The organism is Streptomyces sp. NPDC049879 (assembly GCF_044461265.1).
Classification (GTDB): Bacteria; Actinomycetota; Actinomycetes; order Streptomycetales; family Streptomycetaceae; genus Streptomyces.
Genome location: NZ_JBITKT010000008.1, coordinates 104,511 through 124,595, shown reverse-complemented (window position 1 = coordinate 124,595; position 20,085 = coordinate 104,511). Strand labels below are relative to the sequence as shown.

Annotated in this window: 19 protein-coding genes; 11 read left to right on the top strand and 8 right to left on the bottom strand. The window is 75.4% G+C overall.

Annotated features, from left to right (window positions below):
- Positions 1-14 precede the first annotated feature (14 nt).
- From ACIBPC_RS25480 to ACIBPC_RS25465, 4 genes are all read left to right on the top strand, one after another.
- Positions 15-1,253, top strand: a complete 1,239-nt coding sequence (locus ACIBPC_RS25480) for a sensor histidine kinase (RefSeq protein ID WP_398847818.1) — start codon at positions 15-17, stop codon at positions 1,251-1,253.
- The gene (locus tag ACIBPC_RS25475; protein ID WP_398847816.1) at positions 1,250-1,924 is read left to right on the top strand and encodes a response regulator; all 675 of its coding nucleotides are present in this window, start codon (positions 1,250-1,252) and stop codon (positions 1,922-1,924) included. The genes ACIBPC_RS25480 and ACIBPC_RS25475 overlap by 4 nt, the downstream gene beginning before the upstream one ends.
- 123 nt (positions 1,925-2,047) lie before the next feature.
- A complete protein-coding gene (locus ACIBPC_RS25470) occupies positions 2,048-3,202 on the top strand; it encodes an exonuclease SbcCD subunit D (RefSeq protein WP_398847814.1) in 1,155 nt (384 codons plus the stop codon).
- Positions 3,199-6,213: an AAA family ATPase gene (locus ACIBPC_RS25465; protein ID WP_398847812.1), complete on the top strand. Its 3,015-nt coding sequence runs from the start codon at positions 3,199-3,201 to the stop codon at positions 6,211-6,213. The genes ACIBPC_RS25470 and ACIBPC_RS25465 overlap by 4 nt, the downstream gene beginning before the upstream one ends.
- A gap of 75 nt (positions 6,214-6,288) precedes the next feature.
- Here the strand turns inward: ACIBPC_RS25465 and ACIBPC_RS25460 are convergent, their stop codons facing one another.
- The gene (locus ACIBPC_RS25460; RefSeq protein WP_398847810.1) at positions 6,289-7,977 is read right to left on the bottom strand and encodes a DUF885 domain-containing protein; all 1,689 of its coding nucleotides are present in this window, start codon (positions 7,975-7,977) and stop codon (positions 6,289-6,291) included.
- Positions 7,978-8,083: 106 nt separating this feature from the next.
- The gene (locus ACIBPC_RS25455) at positions 8,084-8,728 is read right to left on the bottom strand and encodes a GNAT family N-acetyltransferase (protein ID WP_398847808.1); all 645 of its coding nucleotides are present in this window, start codon (positions 8,726-8,728) and stop codon (positions 8,084-8,086) included.
- Between the two features lie 149 nt (positions 8,729-8,877).
- Between ACIBPC_RS25455 and sigJ the strand changes: the two genes are divergently transcribed.
- Both sigJ and ACIBPC_RS25445 read left to right on the top strand, forming a co-directional pair.
- Positions 8,878-9,801 (top strand): RNA polymerase sigma factor SigJ, encoded by a 924-nt coding sequence (gene sigJ / locus ACIBPC_RS25450; RefSeq protein ID WP_362967938.1) that lies wholly within the window; start codon positions 8,878-8,880, stop codon positions 9,799-9,801.
- A 280-nt stretch (positions 9,802-10,081) separates the two neighbouring features.
- Positions 10,082-10,828 (top strand): GntR family transcriptional regulator, encoded by a 747-nt coding sequence (locus ACIBPC_RS25445; RefSeq protein WP_398847806.1) that lies wholly within the window; start codon positions 10,082-10,084, stop codon positions 10,826-10,828.
- On the opposite strand, the gene ACIBPC_RS25440 is transcribed toward ACIBPC_RS25445, so the two are convergent.
- From ACIBPC_RS25440 to ACIBPC_RS25430, 3 genes are read right to left on the bottom strand one after another with little or no spacing between them, the layout of a single operon-like run.
- Positions 10,809-11,981 (bottom strand): ROK family transcriptional regulator, encoded by a 1,173-nt coding sequence (locus ACIBPC_RS25440; RefSeq protein WP_362967937.1) that lies wholly within the window; start codon positions 11,979-11,981, stop codon positions 10,809-10,811. The genes ACIBPC_RS25445 and ACIBPC_RS25440 overlap by 20 nt on opposite strands.
- 19 nt (positions 11,982-12,000) lie before the next feature.
- Positions 12,001-13,431, bottom strand: a complete 1,431-nt coding sequence (gene purB, locus ACIBPC_RS25435; protein ID WP_398847804.1) for an adenylosuccinate lyase — start codon at positions 13,429-13,431, stop codon at positions 12,001-12,003.
- Between the two features lie 18 nt (positions 13,432-13,449).
- Positions 13,450-14,226, bottom strand: coding sequence for an SGNH/GDSL hydrolase family protein (locus tag ACIBPC_RS25430; protein ID WP_362967933.1), 777 nt, complete (start codon positions 14,224-14,226; stop codon positions 13,450-13,452).
- A gap of 29 nt (positions 14,227-14,255) precedes the next feature.
- Between ACIBPC_RS25430 and ACIBPC_RS25425 the strand changes: the two genes are divergently transcribed.
- From ACIBPC_RS25425 to ACIBPC_RS25405, 5 genes are all read left to right on the top strand, one after another.
- Entirely contained in the window at positions 14,256-15,122 is an 867-nt protein-coding gene (locus ACIBPC_RS25425; protein WP_398847802.1) for an MOSC domain-containing protein, read from the top strand.
- A 75-nt stretch (positions 15,123-15,197) separates the two neighbouring features.
- Positions 15,198-15,461, top strand: a complete 264-nt coding sequence (locus ACIBPC_RS25420) for a GlsB/YeaQ/YmgE family stress response membrane protein (RefSeq protein ID WP_362967971.1) — start codon at positions 15,198-15,200, stop codon at positions 15,459-15,461.
- Positions 15,458-16,057, top strand: a complete 600-nt coding sequence (locus ACIBPC_RS25415) for a GNAT family N-acetyltransferase (protein ID WP_398848052.1) — start codon at positions 15,458-15,460, stop codon at positions 16,055-16,057. Before ACIBPC_RS25420 ends, ACIBPC_RS25415 begins: the two co-directional genes overlap by 4 nt.
- A 49-nt stretch (positions 16,058-16,106) precedes the next feature.
- Entirely contained in the window at positions 16,107-16,700 is a 594-nt protein-coding gene (locus ACIBPC_RS25410) for a DNA starvation/stationary phase protection protein (protein ID WP_362967929.1), read from the top strand.
- A 272-nt stretch (positions 16,701-16,972) separates the two neighbouring features.
- Positions 16,973-17,803 (top strand): DUF1206 domain-containing protein, encoded by an 831-nt coding sequence (locus ACIBPC_RS25405; RefSeq protein ID WP_398847800.1) that lies wholly within the window; start codon positions 16,973-16,975, stop codon positions 17,801-17,803.
- 35 nt (positions 17,804-17,838) lie between these two features.
- Here ACIBPC_RS25405 and ACIBPC_RS25400 read toward each other — a convergent pair whose 3' ends face one another.
- The 3 genes from ACIBPC_RS25400 to ACIBPC_RS25390 are packed head-to-tail and all read right to left on the bottom strand — an operon-like array spanning position 17,839 to position 20,053.
- Positions 17,839-19,167, bottom strand: coding sequence for an RNA polymerase sigma factor (locus ACIBPC_RS25400; protein ID WP_398847799.1), 1,329 nt, complete (start codon positions 19,165-19,167; stop codon positions 17,839-17,841).
- Positions 19,164-19,487 (bottom strand): YciI family protein, encoded by a 324-nt coding sequence (locus tag ACIBPC_RS25395; protein ID WP_398847797.1) that lies wholly within the window; start codon positions 19,485-19,487, stop codon positions 19,164-19,166. Before ACIBPC_RS25395 ends, ACIBPC_RS25400 begins: the two co-directional genes overlap by 4 nt.
- Entirely contained in the window at positions 19,484-20,053 is a 570-nt protein-coding gene (locus tag ACIBPC_RS25390; protein ID WP_398847795.1) for an SRPBCC family protein, read from the bottom strand. The genes ACIBPC_RS25395 and ACIBPC_RS25390 overlap by 4 nt, the downstream gene beginning before the upstream one ends.
- Positions 20,054-20,085 lie beyond the last annotated feature (32 nt).

Below are 20,085 nucleotides of genomic sequence, written 5' to 3'. Positions count from 1 at the left end.
CCATACTGGCCCGCGTGTGGAGACCGACTGGTCCGCTGCGCCGGGCCGACACCTACCGGGGGCAGCCCCTGGCCCTGGCCGGGGCGGCGCTCAGCCTGCCCGCCGCGGGGGTCGCGCTGGCCGCCGGGTTCGGCGCGGGCGCGTCGCTGCCGGGCGGCGGCAGGGTGGCCTCCCTCGTCCTCCTCATCCTGCTGACCGCGGCCACCGGCGCCCTGCCCGCCGCCCGCCGCTGGAACATCCGACTGGTCAACCGCACGCTGCGCACCGCGCTCCCCACGCCGCTGCCGCCCGCCGCCCGTGCCTGGCGGACCCGCGCGAGGACGACCGCCTGGATCGTCCTGCACCAGGCGGCGAGCTGGGCACTGCTCGGCGCCACCGTCCTGTGCGTGACCGTCGCCCTGGTGTTCACCGGCGTCTGGATAGGCGGCGGCGACGACATCACCTTCTTCCGGCCCGTGCACATCGCCGCGGGCCCCGCCGGGGCGTGGACACCCGTCGTCTCCGCGGCCGCCCTCCTCCTGGGCTGCCTGCTGAGCGCCGGCGCCACCGCGCTGCTGCGCGCGGCGGCGTCCGCCCTCCTCGGGCCCGGCCCGGACGAACGGTTCGCCGCCCTGGAGACGCAGGTCCGCGAGCTGGAGCAGCGCAACCGCCTCGCCCGCGAGCTGCACGACTCCGTCGGCCACACCCTCACCGCCTCCACCGTCCAGGCCGCCGTCGCCGCCGAACTGCTGGAGACCGACCCCGCCGCCGCCCGCCGGGCGCTCGCCGCCATCGAGGAGTCCTGCCGCAGCGCCCTGGACGACCTCGACCACGTCCTCGGCGTCCTGCGCGAAGGCCGCGCCGCCACCACCCCGGACCACACGGTCACCGACCTGGCGCCGCTGCTCGAACGCCTCCGCCACACCGGCACGGACATCGACGCCCACATGGACGGCGACCTCGCCCGCCTGCCCGCCGCGGTCTCCCGCGAGGCGTACCGCATCGTGCAGGAGGGGCTGACCAACGCCCTGCGGCACGCCCGCCACGCCCCCGTCACCCTGCGGCTCAGCGCCGCCGGGGACTGGCTCGCCATCGACCTGGCCAACCCGCTGCCCGACCACCGCCCGCCCCGTGCCCCGCGCCCGCGCGGCGGACGCGGACTCAGCGGCCTGGACGAACGCGTCCGCCTGCTGCGCGGCGAGTTCACCGCGGGACGCGGCACCGACGGCCGGTGGCACCTCACCGCGCGCATACCCCTGAGGTCCGGCTCATGACCCGCCCCGCACTGGACGTCCTGCTCGTCGAGGACGACGAACTCACCCGCACCGGCCTGCGCACCCTGCTGTCCGCCCAGCCCGACCTGACCGTCGTCGGCGAGGCGGCGGACGGCGCCGACGCGCTGCCGCTCGCCGAGCGCCTGCGCCCCGACGTCGTGCTGATGGACGTCCGCATGCCGCGCATGGATGGCATCGAGGCCACCCGCCGCCTGCGCGCCGACCTGGACGACCCGCCGAAGATCATCGTCATCACGACCTTCGAGAGCGACGACTACGTGTACGACGCCCTGCGCGCCGGAGCGGACGGCTTCATCCTCAAACGGGCCCCCGTCCACCAGATCGCGCACGCCATCCGCCTCGTCGCGACCGGCGACACCCTCCTGTTCCCCGACGCCGTGCGCAGGCTGGTCGCCACCCGCCCCGCCGCCACGGGCCAGGGCGGCACCCCGGGCAGGCTCCCCACACCGCTGACCGCCCGCGAGACGGACATCCTGCGCCTGATGGCCACCGGACTGTCCAACCCCCAGATCGCCGACCACCTCACCGTCAGCATGGAGACGGTGAAGACCCACGTGAGCAACGTCCTCACCAAACTGGGCGCGCGCAACCGCACGCAGGCCGTCATCCTCGCCTACGAGAACCGCATCGTCGTGCCCGGCGAGCGCTGACCCCCCGCCCCGGCGCGCCACTTCACCCGCCACCGGCCGCACCCCCGCCCAGTGGCAGACTGGGCCCGTCACCACCGGGCGCCGGACCCGGGGCCGGAAGAAGGACGGGGGACCACGGCCCGGATGCGACTGCTCCACACCTCCGACTGGCATCTCGGCCGCAGCTTCCACCGCGTCGGCCTGCGCGACGAACAGGCGGCGTTCCTCAACCACCTGGTCACCACCGCGCGCACCGAACGCGTCGACGCCGTCCTCGTCGCGGGCGACATCCACGACCGCGCCATCCCCCCGCTGCACGCCGTCCGGCTCCTCGACGACGTCCTCCACCGCCTCGCGGACACCGGCATCCCCGCCGTCCTGATCTCCGGCAACCACGACTCGCCCCACCGCCTCGGCTCCGGCGCCCGCCTCATCGCCCGCGCGGGCATCCACCTGCGCACCGACCCCGCCGACTGCGCCACCCCCGTCGTCCTCGCCGACGCCCACGGCGACGTCGCCGTCTACGGCCTGCCCTACCTCGAACCGGCCCTGGTACGCGACGAGTTCGCCGTCCCCAAGGCGGACCACGCGGCCGTCCTCGGCGCCGCCATGGACCGCGTGCGCGCCGACCTCGCCCGCCGCCCCGCCGGAACCCGGTCCGTCGTCCTCGCCCACGCCTTCGTCACCGGCGGCCTGCCGTCCGACAGCGAACGCGACATCACCGTCGGCGGCGTCGCGGCCGTCCCCGCCGCCCTCTTCGACGGCATCGACTACACCGCGCTCGGCCACCTCCACGGCTGCCAGACCCTCACCGAACGCGTCCGCTACGCCGGTTCCCCGCTCGCCTACTCCTTCTCCGAGGCCGGGCACCGCAAGTCCCTGTGGCTCATCGACCTGGGCCCCGCCGGGGAAGTCCACGCCGAACGCGTCGACTTCCCCGTCCCCCGCCCCCTCGCCCGCATCCGGGGCCGCCTCGAATCCCTCCTCACCGACCCGTCGCTCGCCCCCCGCGAGGACGCCTGGGTCGAGGCGACCCTCACCGACCCCGTCCACCCCGACGAGCCCATGGCCCGGCTCACCGCGCGCTTCCCGCACATCCTCAGCCTCGTCCACGACCCGGAACGCACCGATCCGGCGTCCCCCGCCTCGTACGCCCAGCGCCTCAGCGGACGCGACGACCGGCAGATCGCCGAGGACTTCGTCGCCCACGTCCGCGCCGGACAGGGACCCGACGACGCCGAACGCGCCCACCTCCGCGCCGCCCTCGACGCGGCACGCGTCCACCGGAGCACCCCATGAGGCTGCACCGGCTCACCCTCACGGCCTTCGGCCCCTTCGGCGGCACCCAGCACGTCGACTTCGACCGCCTCTCCACGGCCGGTCTCTTCCTTCTCCACGGCCCCACCGGCGCGGGCAAGACCTCGGTCCTGGACGCCGTCTGCTTCGCCCTCTACGGAACGGTCCCCGGCGCGCGCCAGACCACGGGCGTCTCCCTCCGCAGCGACCACGCCGCCCCCGACACCGCCACCGAGGTCGTCCTCGACCTGACCCTCGGCGACCGGCGCCTGGAGATCACCCGCCGCCCCGAGCAGACCCGCCCCAAGCGCCGCGGCACGGGCACCACCCGTGACCGCGCCCGCACCCTCCTACGCGAACACGACCCCGTCACCGGCACCTGGCACGCCCTCAGCGGCTCGCACCAGGAGATCGCGGACGAACTCGGCGGCCTCCTCGGCGGGATGAGCCGCGACCAGTTCTGCCAGGTCGTCCTCCTGCCGCAGGGCGACTTCGCCCGCTTCCTGCGCGCGAACGCGGAGGAGCGCGCCCGGCTCCTCGGCCGCCTCTTCGACACCCGCCGCTTCGCCGCCGCCGAGGCCCACCTCGCCGACCTCCGCGCCGAGGCCGCGGGCCGCGTCCGCGAGGCCGACGAACGCCTCCTCGCCACCGCCCACCGCATGTCCCAGGCCGCCGCGGCCCTGCCAGGGCTGCCCGACCCGCCGGACGCCCCCGACACCGAGAGCGACCTCGCGGAAACCGTCCTCACCTGGGCGGCCCAGGCGCGCAGCACCGCCCGCGAGCACCACGACATCACCGTCACCGCCCTGCGCGCGGCCGAGGCCGGGCACGCCACGGCCGACGCCGCGCACGCCGACACCCGCGAACGCGCCCGCCGCCAGGAGCGCTTCGCCGACGCCCGCCGCCGCGCCGAAGCACTCGCCGCCCAGCAGCCGGAACGCGACCAGGCCCGCCTGACCCTCGAACGCGCCCGCGCCGCCGACACCGTCGCCCCAGCCCTCGCCCTCCGCGACACCGCCGACGCGGAACACCGCACCGCCACCACGGCCGAACGCCACGCCCGCGCCCAGCTCCCACCCGACCTCGCCACCGCCCCCGCCGCCCAGCTCACCGCCCGCGAACGGTCCGTCCGCGAACAGCTCGGCTCCCTCGCCACCGCCGCCCAGGCCGAGACCCGCGCCCAGCGCCTCACCGCCGAACTCGCCGACCTGGACACCGCCGCCTCCGCCGACCGTGACCTGCTCGCCACCCAGCTCCCGCGCCTCGCCGCCTGGCCCGAGACCGCCGCACGCCTGCGGCAGCGCGTGGAGCACGCGGCGGAGGCCGCCGCACGCGCCGAGGTCCTGGCCCAGCGCCTCGGCCCGGCGGAACGCCGCCTCGCCTCCGCCGACCGCCGCGACGCGCTCGACACCGCGGTCCGCGCCGCCGAGGACGACCTCCTGCACGCCCGCGAGACCGCCGCCGACGCCCGCGCCCACTGGCTCGACCTGCGCGAACGCCGCCTGCGCGGCATCGCCGCCGAACTGGCCGCCGCCCTCACCTCGGGCGAGCCCTGCGCCGTCTGCGGCTCGCCGGAACACCCGCGCCCCACCCCGATCACCGCCGACCACGTCGACCGCGCCGACGAGGACGCCGCGTCCGCCGCCCACCAGGAGGCCGACGCCCACCGCGCCGACGCCGAGGCACGCCTCGCCGCGCTGCGCGAGGAGCGCGCCACCGCCGCGGCCGAGGCGGGCGACGAGCCCCGCGCGTCACTCGCCGCGACCGCCGCCACCCTGCGCGCGGACCACGACGCCGCCCGCGAGGCCGCCTCCGGCGAGCCCGCCGCACGCCAGGCCCTCACCTCCGCCGAGCGCGAGCACGAGACCCTGCGCGACCGCGTCCAGGACACGGAACGCCGCATCGCCGCCCGCACCTCGCAGCGCGCCGCCCTCGCCGCCGAACGGGCCGCCCTGCGCGAGGACATCGACCGCGCCCGCGCGGGCGCCCCCACGGTCGCCGCCCGCACCGCCGACCTCGCCGCGCTCGCCGACGCCCTCGGCCTCGCCGCCGCGGCGGCACACACCACCGAGGAGACCGCCGACCGCCTCAAGACGGCGGACGACCAGGTCGCCACCGCCGCCTACGCCGCCGGCTTCCCCACCCCCGCCGCCGCGGCCCACGCCCGGCTCACCCAGCCGGAACAACGCGCGCTCCAGCACCGCCTCGACACCTGGCACGCCGAGGAGAGCGCCGTCGCCGCCGTACTCGCCGAGGAACGCGCCGCCGACCCCGCCGACCCCGCACCCGCCGACCCGTCCCGCACCGCCGCCGTACTCGCCGAGGCGACCGCGCGCCTGCGCACGGCCGCCGCGGCCGAGTCCGCCGCCCGCACCAGCCGGGACGAACTCGACCGCCTCTCCGCCCACGCCGCCGCCGACCGCGAACGGCTCGCCCCCCTGCGCGCCGAGGCACGCGGCATCGCCAGACTGGCCGCCCTCACGGCGGGCACCTCGGCGGAGAACGAGTACCGCATGCGCCTGGAGACGTACGTCCTGGCCGCCCGCCTCGAACAGGTCGCCGCCGCCGCGGGCACCCGCCTGCACCGCATGTCCTCCGGCCGCTACACGCTCGTCCACTCCGACGCCCGCGCGGCCCACCGCGCCCGTTCCGGACTCGGCCTGCACATCCTGGACGCCTGGACGGGCCGCGCCCGCGACACCGCCAGCCTCTCCGGCGGCGAATCGTTCTTCGTGTCCCTGGCGCTCGCCCTCGGCCTCGCCGACGTCGTGACGGCCGAGGCGGGCGGCATCCGGCTGGAGACCCTGTTCATCGACGAGGGGTTCGGCAGCCTGGACGAGCAGTCGCTCGACGAGGTGCTCGACGTGCTCGACGGCCTGCGGGAGCACGACCGCAGCGTCGCGATCGTCAGCCACGTCCCCGACCTGCGCGCCCGGGTGCCCGTCCAGCTCGAAGTGGTCAAGACCCGCACCGGCTCGACGCTGCGCCACCACATGGCGCCCCTGGACGCCTGACCCGGGCACGCCGGGCACGGGACCGGCCGCGCGGCGCGGACCGGGCGCCCGCCCCGGCCCGCGCCGCGCCCGCTGTCACAGCGCCGACAGCTCGTCCACCAGGTCGTCGAGACCCAGCGAACCCTGCGACAGCGCCGCCATGTGCCACTTCTTGGCGTCGAACGCGTCGCCGTGCGCCGCGCGCGCCGCCTCGCGGCCCGTCAGCCAGGCGCGTTCGCCCAGCTTGTAGCCGATCGCCTGCCCCGGCATGCCGAGGTAGCGCACCAGCTCGGAGGCCACGAAGTCGGCGGGACGCCCGCTGTGCCGCCCGAAGAACTCGTGCGCCAGCTCAGGGGTCCACGTCTCGCCCGGGTGGAACGGCGAGTCGTCCGGGATCGCCAGCTCCAGGTGCATGCCGATGTCGATGATCACGCGGACCGCGCGCATCATCTGGCAGTCCAGGTAGCCGATGCGCTGCTCGGCGTTCTCCAGCAGCCCCAGCTCGTCCATGAGCCGCTCCGCGTACAGCGCCCAGCCTTCCAGGTTGGCGCTGACGCCGCCGACCGTCGTCTGGTAGCGCGACAGCCGGTCCGCGACGTACACCCACTGCGCGAGCTGCAGGTGGTGGCCGGGCACGCCCTCGTGGTACCAGGTGGACACCAGGTCGTAGACGGGGAACTTCGTCTCGCCGAGCGTCGGCAGCCACGTGCGGCCCGGCCGGGAGAAGTCCAGCGACGGGCTCGTGTAGTACGGGGCCGCCGCGCTGCCCGCGGGCGCGATCATCGACTCGACGCGCTTGACCGGCTCGGCCAGCTCGAAGTGCGTGCCGTCCAGCGTCTCGATCGCCCGGTCCATCAGGGACTGGAGCCACTCCCTGACGTCGGCGACGTCCACCGTCTCGCCCGCGGTGTCCAGGTGCTTCAGCGCCTCCCAGGGGGTGGCGCCCGGCAGGATCTTCGCGGCCTCGGCGGTCATCTCCGCGTGCAGCCGGTGGAACTCCGACCAGCCGTACGCGTACGCCTCCTCCAGGTCGAGGTCCGTGCCGTTCCAGTAGCGCGCCCACCGGGCGTAGCGCTCACGGCCGACGACCTCGGGGCCGCCCTCGACGGCGGGCGCGTACACGTCCCGCAGCCAGGCGCGGAGCGAGACGAGGGCGTCCGTCGCGGTCAGCGCCGCCGCGTCCAGCTCGCCGCGCAGCGCCTCGGGGCCGTCGGCGACGAAGCCGGTGAACCAGCTCGTGCCGCCGTCCTCGTCGCCGATCCACTCGTCCAGCTGCCCGAGCACGGTGGCCACCTGGCGCGGGCCCGCGTGCAGCGAGCGTGCGAGCCCCTCCGCCAGCGAGGCGCGGTACCCCTCCAGCGCGGCGGGCACGGCCCGCAGCCGCCGGGCGATGGCCGCCCAGTCCTCGTCCGTCCCGGTCGCCGCGACGGTGAACACGTCGCGCACCGAGTGCAGGGGGGAGAACATGTTGCTCACCGCGCGCAGCGGCTCCCCGGCGTCATGCACGGCCAGCTCGGCCGTCAGCCGCTCGCGCAGCAGCCGGGCGCAGCGGCGCTCGATGTCCGCGTCCGCGCCGGGGAGCTTCTCGGCCTCGGCGAGCCGGGCGAGGGTGCTCCGCTTCAGGTCGGCGAGGGCCCCCTCTCCGGCGGGGGAGTAGTCCGGCAGCGCGTCCGCCGACGCCGCCACACCGAGGTAGGTGCCGAGCACGGGGTCCAGCTCGACGAGGGAATCGACATACGCGTCGGCGAGCCGACGGGGAAGCCAAGTTGTGGGATCTTCTGACATGGCCCCCATCCTCGTACGGAGGGGGCCGGTTCGTCACGCCCCGTTCCGCCCCTGACATGCCCGGATGCCCCGCCGGGCCGCCTCCCGCCGGCCCGCGCGGCCCGGGTCAGCCACCGGCCGCCAGGGGCAGCGCGGCGACGGGCGGTGCCGTGACTCGGGTGCTGAGAACGAGAGTTCCGCCCTCCGCGTGCCGCTCCAGCGGCAGGCCCGTGCCGCGCATCAGGGCGAGCATCGCGGCGTCGGACGTCCGCGTCACGGTGTATACGATCTCGCGGCGTTCGCGCAGGGCGATCGCCAGCAGCGACCGCAGCAGCGCGCGCCCGATTCCCCGCCGCTGCCAGTCGTCCTCGACCAGCAGCGCGATCTCGGCCTCGTCGTCGTCCCAGAGGAGGTGCCCGAGGCCGACCATGCGGCCGGGGGCGGTCTCCGCCGCCAGGCTCCGGCCGAAGCGCGGGCTCAGCAGGTGTCCCAGGTACCGGTCCGCGTCACCCGCGGGTCCCGTGTAACGCCGGGTGAGGGTGTGGGGCGAGCAGCGGGCGTGCATCGCCCGTGCCGCCGGGATGTCGGCCGGACCGGCGGGCCGCAGCAGCACCGGGGTTGCCGTGCCGTCCGCGCCGTCGGTGACCAGCCGTTCCGATCCGCCCCAGGTGTCCGGTGCACAGGACCGGCCCGACCGGTAACCGCCCATGGTGTCGGGGGCGGAGCGGCGCGGGAGGCGGATCGAGCTGTGCTGTGCGTCGCAGTCTGCCATGCCTGCACTGTCGTCCTCGCTTATTGCGTGATCACGAACGGCCTGTGACCGGAGAGTAAAGGCGGCTTAGGGGGCAATTGTTCCTCTCGCTCCAGCCCCACCCGCCCCCTCCGCTCAGGCGCACCGGCGCACTCTGATGAGATGGACGCGTGGCAGACGAGAGCCCCGACGGCGCCGGTCCCGCGACGGACCCGCTGCACGTCTTCGAGACGCACAGGTCCCTGCTGTTCGGCGTCGCCTACCGGATGCTCGGCCGGGTCGGGGACGCCGAGGACGCCGTGCAGGAGTGCTGGCTGCGCTGGTCGTCCGCCGACAGGGCGGCGGTGCGCGAGCCGCGCGCGTACCTGGTGCGCGTCGTCAGCAGGCTCGCCGTCGACCGCCTGCGGCAGCTCGCCGCCCGCCGCGAGACGTACGTCGGCTCCTGGCTGCCGGAACCGCTGCCGACCGACCGTGCGGTCGCCTCCCCGGCGACCGCCCCGGACGGCGCGGACCACGTCGTGTTCACCGAGACCGTCTCCTACGCCGTCCTCGTCGTCATGGAGTCCCTGTCGCCGCTGGAGCGCGCGGTGTTCGTACTGCGCGAGGCGTTCGGTCTCGCGCACGCCGAGATCGCGGACGTCCTCGGCCGCGACGAGGCCGCGGTCCGGCAGCTCGCCGTGCGGGCGCGGCGGCACGTGGCGGAACGCCGCCCGCGCTACACCGTCGACGCCGCCGCGCAGCGCGACCTGACAGAACGTTTCCTCGCCGCCGCCCTGGACGGGGACCTCACCGGCCTGCTCGCCTGCCTCGCCCCGGACGTCACGCTCGTCACCGACAGCGGCGGCATCGCGCAGGGGCCCCTGCGCGACATCACCGGCGCGGACAAGGTCGGCCGCTTCCTCATGGGCATCGCAGGCAAGGCGCCGACCGCGGCCGCGTACGAACTCGTGGCGCTCAACGGGGGCTTCGGCCTCCTCGTCACGAGCGCGGGCCGTCCGCACAGCGTGTTCCAGCTCGACATCGCCGACGGACGGGCGCTGCGCGTGCTCGTCCTCACCAACCCGGAGAAGACCGCGCACCTCGCGCAGGGCTGACGGACGGAACGTCAACGGCACGCCGGCGCCCGGCCGTTCGGGCACCCCGCCCGTGCGCCCGTTCCCCCTCCGCATACCGGAACGATACGGGCGGTCACCGGCCATCTCACCCCTCGGATTGGTCTTGACCAAGGTCCCGGGCCGCCGTAGTGTCCGCACATACGCAACAACCTTTCATAATGGCGTCATCGGCCTCCGCGCCCGTGGCGCCCCGCTCATGACCGCCTGCCGGGGACGCGCGGGCGACCGCCGGCGGCGGGACGATCACGGGAGGCTCAGGGTGGGGACCACACAGCTCGGCCGGCCGGAGGCGGACGCGCGGACGGAGGCGGGCCGGCACGGCGAGCCCAAGTACTGGCACCTCAAGACGGTGCTGACCGCCGCGCTCGACTCGGAGTTCAGCGTCGGCCAGTCGCTCCCGGACGAACGGACGCTCGCCGCACGCTTCGGCGTCGCCCGCGCCACCCTCAGGCAGGCGCTCGACCAGCTGGAACTCGAAGGCCGCCTCCAGCGCCGCCGCGGCATCGGCACCACCGTCGCCCCGCCCCGCGTCGGCGTGGACGTCAGCCCGCGCGACCAGGCGCTGCCCGGCGGTCCCGGCGACACCTGGACCACCACGGACGGCGGGACCGCCCCGCCGCCGCCCGCCGTGGCGCGCCTCCTCGGCACCGAGCCGGGCGCCACCGCGCGCGTCGCCCACCGCAGCCTGCTGAGCCACGGCCGTACGGTCGCCATCGAGCACGTGTACGTGCCGGGCACCGGGGGCGCGCCCGGTGAACGCGGCGGCGCGCTCGCGCTGCTCCACGCCCTCGCCCCGGACGGCCAGGACCGCGCCGTCGAACTCGGCTCCGCCGGCGCCGACGAGGCCAGGCGCCTCGACCAGCTCCCCGGCGCCCCGGTCCTCGTCGTCACGACCCGCTACCTGATCGACGGCCGCACCGTCGCCGCCGCCGTGGCGACCTACCGCGCCGACACCTGCCGCCTCACCTTCGGCGGCAGACACCCCGTCACCGTTCCTGGCGAGTGACCCGCTCGGGCAGCGCGAACAGCTCCTCCTCCACGCGGTCGAGCGCCAGGCGCAGCGCGCCCAGCGGCACGGCCGCCGCGCCGAGCACCGACGCCACGACGCGCGGCGTCCGCAGGCAGTAGCGCTCCAGCCGCGCCCGCAGCGGCTCGACCACCCAGTCGAGCCCGGCGGCCCAGCCGCCGATGACCACCAGCTCCGGGTCGAGCGCCAGGACCAGCGCCGCCACGTCGTGCACCAGCCGGTCGAGGAAGCGCTCCGCCGCCTGCGCCGCGCCCTCGTCCCCGGTCCGCGCGCGGGCGAACACCCGCGCCACCGCCTGCTCGTCCAGCGGCACGAGGGGCTCGACCGACGTCGACAGCAGCCGCTCCGGCGTGGCCTGGCGGCCCAGCAGGTGCAGCGCGCCGATCTCCCCGGCGGCCCCGCCGTGCCCCCGGTGCAGCCGCCCGCCGATCAGCGAGCCGGCCCCCGGGCTGAGCCCGGCGAGGACCATCACCACGTCGTCGGCGCCGACCGCCGCGCCGAGCCAGCGCTCGGCGAGCACGGCGGCGTTCGCGTCGTTCTCCACCTGCACCGGGCAGCCGAGCGCCTCGCCGAGCCGCTCGCGCAGCGGCAGGCCCGTCCAGCCCGGCAGCGCCGTGCCCAGGCGCACCGAGCCGTCGGGCCCGACGATCCCGGGACTGCCCACGCCGACCGCCCGCAGGGTCACGCCAGGGCCGCCGTGCCCGTCCAGCAGCTCGGCGGCCGTCCGCGCCGCGCACGCGAGCCGCTCCTCGGCGGGCGCGGCCGTGGACACCTCCCGTACGAGCGTCCCGAGCCGCCGCCCCGCCAGGTCGGAGAGCACGACGGCCACCCGCCGCGCCCCCACCTCGACGCCGAGCACGTGCCCGGCCTCGGCCCTGAACCGGAAGCGGCGGGCGGGCCGGCCGAGCCGCCGCGTCCCCGCCGCCACCGCGGGCTCCTCGGACGCGGCCACCAGGCCCGACCGCGCCAGCCCGTCGAGCACGCCCTCGACGGTGGGACGCGACAGCCCCGTGGCACCGGCCAGGTCGGTCAGCGACCGGGGCGTGCGCCCCGCCTCGCGCAGCGCGCGCAGCACCGCCGCCGAGTTGATCCGGCGCAGCAGCGACGGGTCTCCGCCCACCATGCCGCCCACGGCGCCCGCGTCCCCGCGCTCAGAGGATCGCGCCGGGCCGGTAGCCCGCCGCCGCCGGATACCGCTTGACGACGTCCTCGATCCGCGCGACCACCGCCGCGACCTGCCCGGCCGCCGCGCCGGTGAACGACAGCCGGTCGTCCATCAGCGCGTCGAGCCCCGCCCGGTCGAGCGGTACGCGCTCGTCCGCCGCGAGCCGGTCGAGCAGCTCGTTGCGCTCGGCGCCCTCCCGCAGCGCCAGCGCGGACGCGACCGCGTGCTCCTTGATCGCCTCGTGCGCCGTCTCCCGGCCGACACCGGCGCGCACCGCGGCCATCAGCACCTTCGTGGTGGCGAGGAACGGCAGGTAGCGGTCCAGCTCGCGCGCGACCACGGGCCGGAACGCGCCGAACTCGTCCAGCACCGTCAGGAACGTCTCCACCAGCCCGTCGAACGCGAAGAACGCGTCGGGCAGCGCCACCCGCCGCACCACGGAACAGGACACGTCGCCCTCGTTCCACTGGTCGCCGGACAGCTCCCCGGTCATCGACGCGTAGCCGCGCAGGACGACCGCGAGGCCGTTGACCCGCTCGCACGACCGGGTGTTCATCTTGTGCGGCATCGCCGACGAGCCGACCTGGCCCGGCTGGAACCCCTCGGTGACCAGCTCCTGCCCCGCCATCAGCCGGATGGTCTTGGCCAGCGACGACGGCGCCGCCGCCAGCTGCACCAGCGCCGTGGTCACCTCGAAGTCCAGCGAGCGCGGGTAGACCTGCCCGACCGAGGTGAGGACCTGGCCGAAGCCCAGGTGGCCCGCGATCCTGCCCTCCAGCTCGGCCAGCTTGCGCTCGTCGCCGCCCAGCAGGTCCAGCATGTCCTGGGACGTGCCGACCGGGCCCTTCACGCCGCGCAGCGGGTAGCGGGCCAGCAGGTCCTCCAGGCGCCCGAACGCCACCAGCAGCTCGTCGGCCGCCGTGGCGAAACGCTTCCCCAGCGTGGTGGCCTGCGCCGGGACATTGTGCGAGCGGCCCGCCATCACCACCTCGCCGTACTCGGCCGCCAGGTGCCCGAGCCGCGCGAGCAGGGCCACCGTGCGGTCGCGCACCAGCTCCAGGGACAGCCGGATCTGGAGCTGCTCGACGTTCTCCGTCAGATCGCGGGACGTCATGCCCTTGTGCACCTGCTCGTGCCCCGCCAGCGCGTTGAACTCCTCGATGCGCGCCTTCACGTCGTGCCGCGTGACCCGCTCGCGCTCCGCGATCGACGCGAGGTCCACCCGCTCCAGCACGCGCTCGTAGTCCGCGACCGCGCCCGCGGGCACCGGGACGCCCAGCTCGTCGAGCGCCCGCAGCACCGCCAGCCACAGGCGGCGCTCCAGCACCACCTTGTGCTCGGGGGACCAGAGCCCGGCCAGGTCCAGGGAGGCGTAGCGGGCGGCCAGGACGTTCGGAATGCGGGGCTTGTCAGTCACGCCACGGGATTCTACGGGCTACTCCTCACCCAGCGGCGGGGCGAGGTCGGGACGCTTCGGCGCCCGCCCGTCCCCGGAGGACCGGCCGGTCAGGCGCCGCCCGATCCACGGCAGCAGGTGCTCCCTGGCGAACCGCGCGTCGGCGGCGCGCCGCGCGTACCAGCGCGGGGGCAGGGCCACCGGCAGCGGGGTGTCCCACACGGCGTCGCTCTCGTACCCCAGCCGCTGCCACACGGCCTCCGCCACCCGCCGGTGCCCCTCCGCCGTCAGGTGCAGGCGGTCGTCGGCCCACAGCCTGGGGTCGCCGAGCGACGCGGAGGCGTACAGGTCCACGACGATCGCGCCGTGCTCGGCGGCCAGCCCGTCGACGTACGCGAACAGCCGGTCGAGCCGCGTCCGGTAGCGCTCCAGGACCGGCCCGCGCCGCGCCGGGCTGCGCATGAGCACCAGCTGCTTGCACGCGGGCGCCAGCTGCTCGACCGACTGCCGCAGCAGGCCGCACACCTGGTCGATGTCGCAGCGGGGCCGCAGCACGTCGTTCAGGCCGCCGACGAGGGTCACCAGGTCCGCGCCCATCGCCGCCGCGGCGGGCACCTGCTCCTCCGCGATCTGCCGCATCAGCTTGCCCCGCACCGCGAGGTTCCCGTACATGAAACCGGCGCGGCGCTGCGCGAAACGCTGGGCGAGCAGATCGGCCCAGCCGCGGTAGGTGCCGTCCGGCATGAGGTCCGACATGCCCTCGGTGAACGAGTCCCCGATGGCGACGAAACTGCGGAAATCCGGTGCGCTGTCCATGGCCGCATCATCGTAGCCAGGGCGCTTGTATGCTCGCCGCCGTGCCCCGTGTTGAAGCAGTGACGTCCTATCCGGTCAAGGGCTGTGCGGGAGTGACCGTTCGCGCCGCCCACTTCGGCCCGGCGGGAGCGCCGCACGACCGCGCGTTCATGGTCACCGACACGGCGGGCGTCTTCCGCAGCCAGCGCGGCGACCCCCGGCTGGCCCTGATACGCCCGCGGGTCAGCGAGGACGGGAGCCGCCTGACGCTGGAGGCGCCGGGGCTCGACCCGCTCGACATCCCGGTGACCGCGGCGGGACCCGTCCGGCCCGTCACCCTCTTCGGCAAGCCGTACGGCGCCGTAGACCAGGGCGCGGACGCCGCCGCCTGGTTCTCGGAGGTGCTGGCCGCCCCGAGCCGTCTCGTCCGCGTCCCGCCGGACCACGCCCGTGTCACCGACGGCCTGACGCCCGGCACCTCCGGCTACGCCGACAGCTCCGCCGTCCACCTGCTGTCGGTCGCCAGCCTCGACGACCTCAACGCGCGGATCGCCGCCTCGGGCGGGCCGCCGCTGCCGATGGACCGCTTCCGGCCCAACATCGTGGTGACCGGCTGGCCGGATCCCCATACCGAGGACCGCGTGCGCGAGGCGGCCGTCGGCGGGGCGCTGCTCGGCTGGACCAAGGCCGCCGTCCGCTGCGCCGTCACCCTGGTCGACCAGGCGAGCGGCGCCAGGTCGGGCCCCGAGCCGCTGCGGACCCTGGCCCGCTACCGGCGGCAGGCGCGCGCGGGGACGGGCGGGGGAGGCGGGGTGTCGTTCGGCGCGAAGTTCTCCGTCGTGCGCCCGGGGCGCGTGGCGGTGGGGGACGAGATACGGGTCACGACCTGGGGCGACACGGGCGCCGTTCCCGCGTGACGTTTCCTGGGCGTGAGTGGCGTAGACCTGGGCACCCGGAGGGAACCCCTGGATCAACGGACCAAAGGTGTGATGATGGAAATCTCCGGCATTATCAGCGCGATCGTCATCGGTCTCATCATCGGTCTCCTGGGCCGTCTGGTACTGCCCGGACGCCAGCGCATCGGCATCCTCTGGACGATCGCCGTCGGTATCATCGCGGCCCTCATCGGCTCGGCCATCGCGGCGGGACTCGACGTGAACGACACCGATGGTGTGGACTGGGTCGAATGGCTGATCCAGATCGCTCTCGCCGCCATCGGCGTCTCGCTCGTCTCCCGCGCGAAGATCGGCCGCTGAGCACCCCGGCGCCCCGGCCGGGACCGCTGCTTCCCGGCCCCATAGGGACCGACCGCCTTGTCCTGGTCCCCCTGCGCGCCGAGCACGCGGACGAGATGGCCGGGGTCCTCGCGGACCCCGGCCTCTACCGGTTCACGGGCGGCGCGCCGCCCACCCCCGAGGCGCTGCGGTCGCGGTACGCGCGCATGGCCGCCGGATCCCCCGATCCGGCGGTCGCGTGGTGCAACTGGCTGATCGGCCTGCGTGACGAGGGGCGGCTCACCGGCACCGTGCAGGCCACCGTCACCTACCCGGCCGTCACGGGCCGTGACCCGGTGGCCGAGATCGCCTGGGTGGTGGGCGCCCCCTGGCAGGGCCGGGGCATCGCCACCGAGGCCGCGCGCGGGCTCGCCGGCTGGCTCGCGGACCGGTCGGTCCACCGCCTCGTCGCCCACATCCACCCGGACCACCACGCCTCGGCCGCCGTCGCGCGGGCCGTGGGCCTCGCACCGACCCCCTATGTGCAGGACGGCGAGATCCGGTGGGCACGGAGGCCGGACGGCGGGCACCACCCGCCCGGCGGCGGCGCGGATGCCGATCACCCCGCCCCTTCCTAGAGTGGCGGGAGAGTCCGCGGCGCACGGCGGGAGACACAGGAGGCGGTCCATGGCAAGGCTCAAGTCCGTATCCAAGAACCAATCGGCCGGCAGCAGCCAGCCGTGGCTGCACCAGCAGGGCGAGGTGATCCAGGAGTTCGGCACCGTCAGGCAGCTGCCGATGTCGCTGTCCTACGACACCCGGATGTACTCCTGCCAGCGGCTGAACCAGGTGCTCAGCGACAGCCAGATCCTCTACAGCCTGTACAAGAAGTATCACTGGCTGATGCGCGGCCCGACCTTCTACTCGCTCCACCTGCTGCTCGACAAGCACGCGGGGGAGCAGCTGGAGCTGGTGGACACCATCGCGGAGCGTGTCCAGACGCTCGGCGGCGTGGCCGTCGGCGACCCGCGGCACACGGCGGAGATCACCAAGATCCCCCGCCCGCCGAACGGTGTCGAGGAGGTCCCGGTGATGCTCTCGCGCCTGCTGGAGGCACACCAGCTGATCCTGACCGACTGCCACGACGCGGCGAAGCGCGCGGACGAGATGGGCGACGACGGCACGAACGACCTGCTCGTCTCCGAGGTCATCAGAACGGGCGAGCTGGAGTCGTGGTTCCTCGCCGAACACCTGGTGGACACTCCGCTCGTACGCGCCTAGAACGCGCCGGAAGCCGGGCGCACCCCTTCGCGGGTGCGCCCGGCTTCCGCATGTTCCGCAACGTCCGCCTCCCGGTCCGGAAGGCCGGACGGAACCGGCGGATGACCGGAATCGACCGCGTGATGGCCATCAAAAGCCTTTGAGTGTCGTTTGCCGACTTCATCAGTGTTCCGACGTGAATATGCGTGATGCCGGGAACGCGGCGCCGCCGGGGCCCGTTTCCGCTCGGGAGGCCGGGGCAGCCGAGTGGGACACGACCTGGAGGCAGAGCGATGGGCACAGCAATCGGAGCGAGGGGCCGGGCGGGCGCCCGGCGGGCCGCCAACAGCTCGGCCATGGATGTCGCCGCACGCTGGGGACTTGTCGCGCGCGGCGTCATCTACATGCTGATCGGGCTGCTGGCGCTCCAGATAGCTCTCGGCACGGGGGAGGAGCAGGCCGATCAGGGCGGCGCCCTCCGCGAGTTGTCGGAGAAGCCGCTGGGCGGCTTCCTGATATGGGCCGTCGGCATCGGGCTCGTCGGGATGGCGCTGTGGCGGCTGTCCGAGGCGCTGTTCGGCGCTTCCGGGGCCGACGGGCAGAAGACGGGCAAGCGCCTGCTGTCCTTCGGGCGGTTCGTCTTCTACAGCTTCGGCGCGTACACGGTCCTCTCCTTCGCGATGGGCGAGGGCGGCAGCGGGTCGAGCGACCAGCAGTCGCAGGACGTCACGGCCCAGGCGCTCGACATGCCCGCCGGCCGGTGGCTTGTCGGCGCGGTGGGCATCGGCGTCGCCGTGGCGGGTCTGACGCTCGCGATACGCGCCGTGATGCGCAAGTACCACAAGCACCTGAAGCGCGGGGAGATGACCCGCCGTACGCGTCAGGTGGTCGACGTCCTCGGTGTGGGCGGCGGGGTGGCGCGCGGCGCGGCCTTCGCGGTCGCCGGTGTGTTCGCCGTGCAGGCCGCGGCCGACTACGACCCGGACAAGACCAAGGGACTGGACGACACCCTGCGCAGCTTCACGGAGACCCCCGCCGGGCCCGCGCTGCTCGTGGTGATCGCCGTGGGGCTCGCGATGTTCGGTGCCTTCTCCCTGGCCCTGGCCCGCTGGCGGAAGGTCTGACCGGTCCTCCGGGCGGGGCGCCGTCCGGCGGGCCGTCAGCCCGCCGGGGCCCCGCCGCCACCGGCCGCCGACTCCGTGGCCGCCGCCAGCCGGGCGGCCAGGTAGCGGCGGTCGGTGTCCGACGTCGCGAGGGCGAGCGCCTCCCCGTAGGCGGTCGCCGCCTCGGCGTGGCGGCCGAGCCGCCGCAGCAGGTCCGCCCTGGTCGCGGGCAGCAAGTGGTAGCCCGCGAGCGCCCCCTGCTCCGTGAGCGGCGCGAGCAGCGCGAGACCGGCGGCCGGGCCCTCGGCCATCGCGACGGCCACCGCGCGGTTCAGTTCCACCACGGGACCCGGTGTGAAGCGGGCGAGCTGCCCGTACAGCAGGGCGATCTGCGGCCAGTCGGTGTCCGCCGGGCCGGACGCCGCCGCGTGGCAGGCGGCGATGGCCGCCTGCACCTGGTAGGCCCCAGGGCGCCGCAGGCTCAGCGCCGCGTCGAGCACCGACAGGCCTTCCGCGATGCGGGCGGCGTCCCAGCGCGACCTGTCCTGCTCGGCGAGCGGCACGAAGTCCCCGGCCTCGTCGGTACGGGCCGCGCCGCGCGCGTCCTGGAGCAGCATCAGCGCCAGCAGCCCGCCCGTCTCGGGCTCGCCGGGCAGCAGCCCGGCCACCATGCGCGCCAGCCGGACGGCCTCGGCCGTCAGCCCCGTCCTGACCACGGCGGGCCCCGCCGTCGCCGCGTACCCCTCGTTGAACAGCAGGTACAGCACGCTCAGCACGCCGTCCAGCCGCTCGGGCAGCGCCTCGGGCGGCGGCACCCGGAACGGGATGGCCGCGTGCCGGATCTTGCTCTTCGCCCGGAACAGGCGCTGCCCCATCGTCCGCTCGGGGACCAGGAAGGCGCGGGCGATCTCCGCCGTGCCCAGCCCGGCGACCGCACGCAGCGTGAGCGCCACGCGGGCCTCCGGCGACAGCGCGGGATGGCAGCAGGTGAAGATCAGGCGCAGCCGGTCGTCCGCCAGGCCGTCGCCGCCGTCCCCGTCGTCCCTGGCCGCCAGGTCGGCGCCGGGGGACACCGCCGCGCCCGCACGTTCCGCCTCGGCGCCCACCTCGCGCAGCTTCGCCGCCTCCGTGGCGGACCGGCGCAGGCGGTCCACGGCGCGGTTGCGCGCGGTCGTCATCAGCCAGGCGCCGGGGCGCTCGGGCACGCCGTCGGACGGCCACCGTTCCAGGGCGCGGGCGAAGGCGTCCTGGGCGGACTCCTCCGCCAGGTCCCAGTCGCCCGTGAGCCGGATCAGCGCGCCCACGACGCGGCTCCACTCGGCCGCCCACGCCGCGGCGACGGCCTCGCGGACCGCCGCCCCCGGCGTCCCGGCGGCGTGACTCACGACCAGAACGGCCTCACCTCGATCATCCCGAACCGCGCCATCGGATGCCGCGCGGCCACCTCGACCGCCTCGTCCAGGTCGGCGCACTCGATGACGTCGATCCCGCCGATCTGCTCCTTCGTCTCGGTGAACGGCCCGTCGGTGAGGACCACCGAGCCGTCGCGCACCCGCACTGTCGTGGCCTCCCCGGGCGGCCTGAGCCCGTCGCCGAACAGCCGGACGCCCCTGCGGTCCATCTCCTCGACCCACGCGGTCGGGTCCAGCTCGTCCTGCGGCGCGTCGAAGTCCTCGTCCGTGCAGATCATCAGCAGGTACTTCACCGGTACTCCTCCGTCCGTGCCATCGCGGCGAGCGACAGCTCCATGTTGTGCCGCAGCGCCGCGAGCCGCCCGGCGAGTGTCTCAGGGGCGCGCAGCGCCGCCGCGCGTGCCCCGCTGTCCCCGGGGCCGTGGACGAACGAGTGCCGCACCTCGGTGCGGCCCGCGCCGGCGGCGGGACCCAGCTCGTAGCGCCACAGGGCGGACGGCCGCGCCACGTCGCCGCGCCCGTCCAGCACCGCCCAGGCGAAGACGACCGGCGCGACGGCCTCGGTGACCTGGCAGACGACCTGGGACTCGGAGCCGTCCGGATAGCGGTTGCGCGCGGCGAAGCGCGCGCCGGGGCGTACGGGCCGCGGCGTGTCCGGCAGCCAGGACGCGTGGAAGCACTCGGGGCTCCACACCCCGTGCAGGCCGACATCGGTGATCAGTCTCCAGACGCGGTCCCTCGGCAGGGGGACCGTGACGGTGACGTCCACGCGGGCGCCGGTGACGGCGGCGTACAGGTCCGGCAGATCGTCGGGGGCGGTCAGGTCGGTCAGGTCGGTCAGGTCGGGCATCGTGTGCATGGCGCGTTCCTCTCGCATCATCCCCACGACGA

Excerpts from the sequence above, each read along its gene's own strand:
- ACIBPC_RS25455 (WP_398847808.1), bottom strand. The coding sequence starts at position 8,728 with ATGGCAGACTGCGACGCACAGCACAGCTCGATCCGCCTCCCGCGCCGC.
- ACIBPC_RS25465 (WP_398847812.1), top strand. The coding sequence starts at position 3,199 with ATGAGGCTGCACCGGCTCACCCTCACGGCCTTCGGCCCCTTCGGCGGC.
- ACIBPC_RS25420 (WP_362967971.1), top strand. The coding sequence starts at position 15,198 with ATGGAAATCTCCGGCATTATCAGCGCGATCGTCATCGGTCTCATCATC.
- ACIBPC_RS25405 (WP_398847800.1), top strand. The coding sequence starts at position 16,973 with ATGGGCACAGCAATCGGAGCGAGGGGCCGGGCGGGCGCCCGGCGGGCC.
- ACIBPC_RS25475 (WP_398847816.1), top strand. The coding sequence starts at position 1,250 with ATGACCCGCCCCGCACTGGACGTCCTGCTCGTCGAGGACGACGAACTC.
- ACIBPC_RS25460 (WP_398847810.1), bottom strand. The coding sequence starts at position 7,977 with ATGTCAGAAGATCCCACAACTTGGCTTCCCCGTCGGCTCGCCGACGCG.
- ACIBPC_RS25470 (WP_398847814.1), top strand. The coding sequence starts at position 2,048 with ATGCGACTGCTCCACACCTCCGACTGGCATCTCGGCCGCAGCTTCCAC.
- ACIBPC_RS25410 (WP_362967929.1), top strand. The coding sequence starts at position 16,107 with ATGGCAAGGCTCAAGTCCGTATCCAAGAACCAATCGGCCGGCAGCAGC.
- ACIBPC_RS25425 (WP_398847802.1), top strand. The coding sequence starts at position 14,256 with ATGCTCGCCGCCGTGCCCCGTGTTGAAGCAGTGACGTCCTATCCGGTC.
- ACIBPC_RS25430 (WP_362967933.1), bottom strand. The coding sequence starts at position 14,226 with ATGGACAGCGCACCGGATTTCCGCAGTTTCGTCGCCATCGGGGACTCG.
- ACIBPC_RS25390 (WP_398847795.1), bottom strand. The coding sequence starts at position 20,053 with ATGCACACGATGCCCGACCTGACCGACCTGACCGACCTGACCGCCCCC.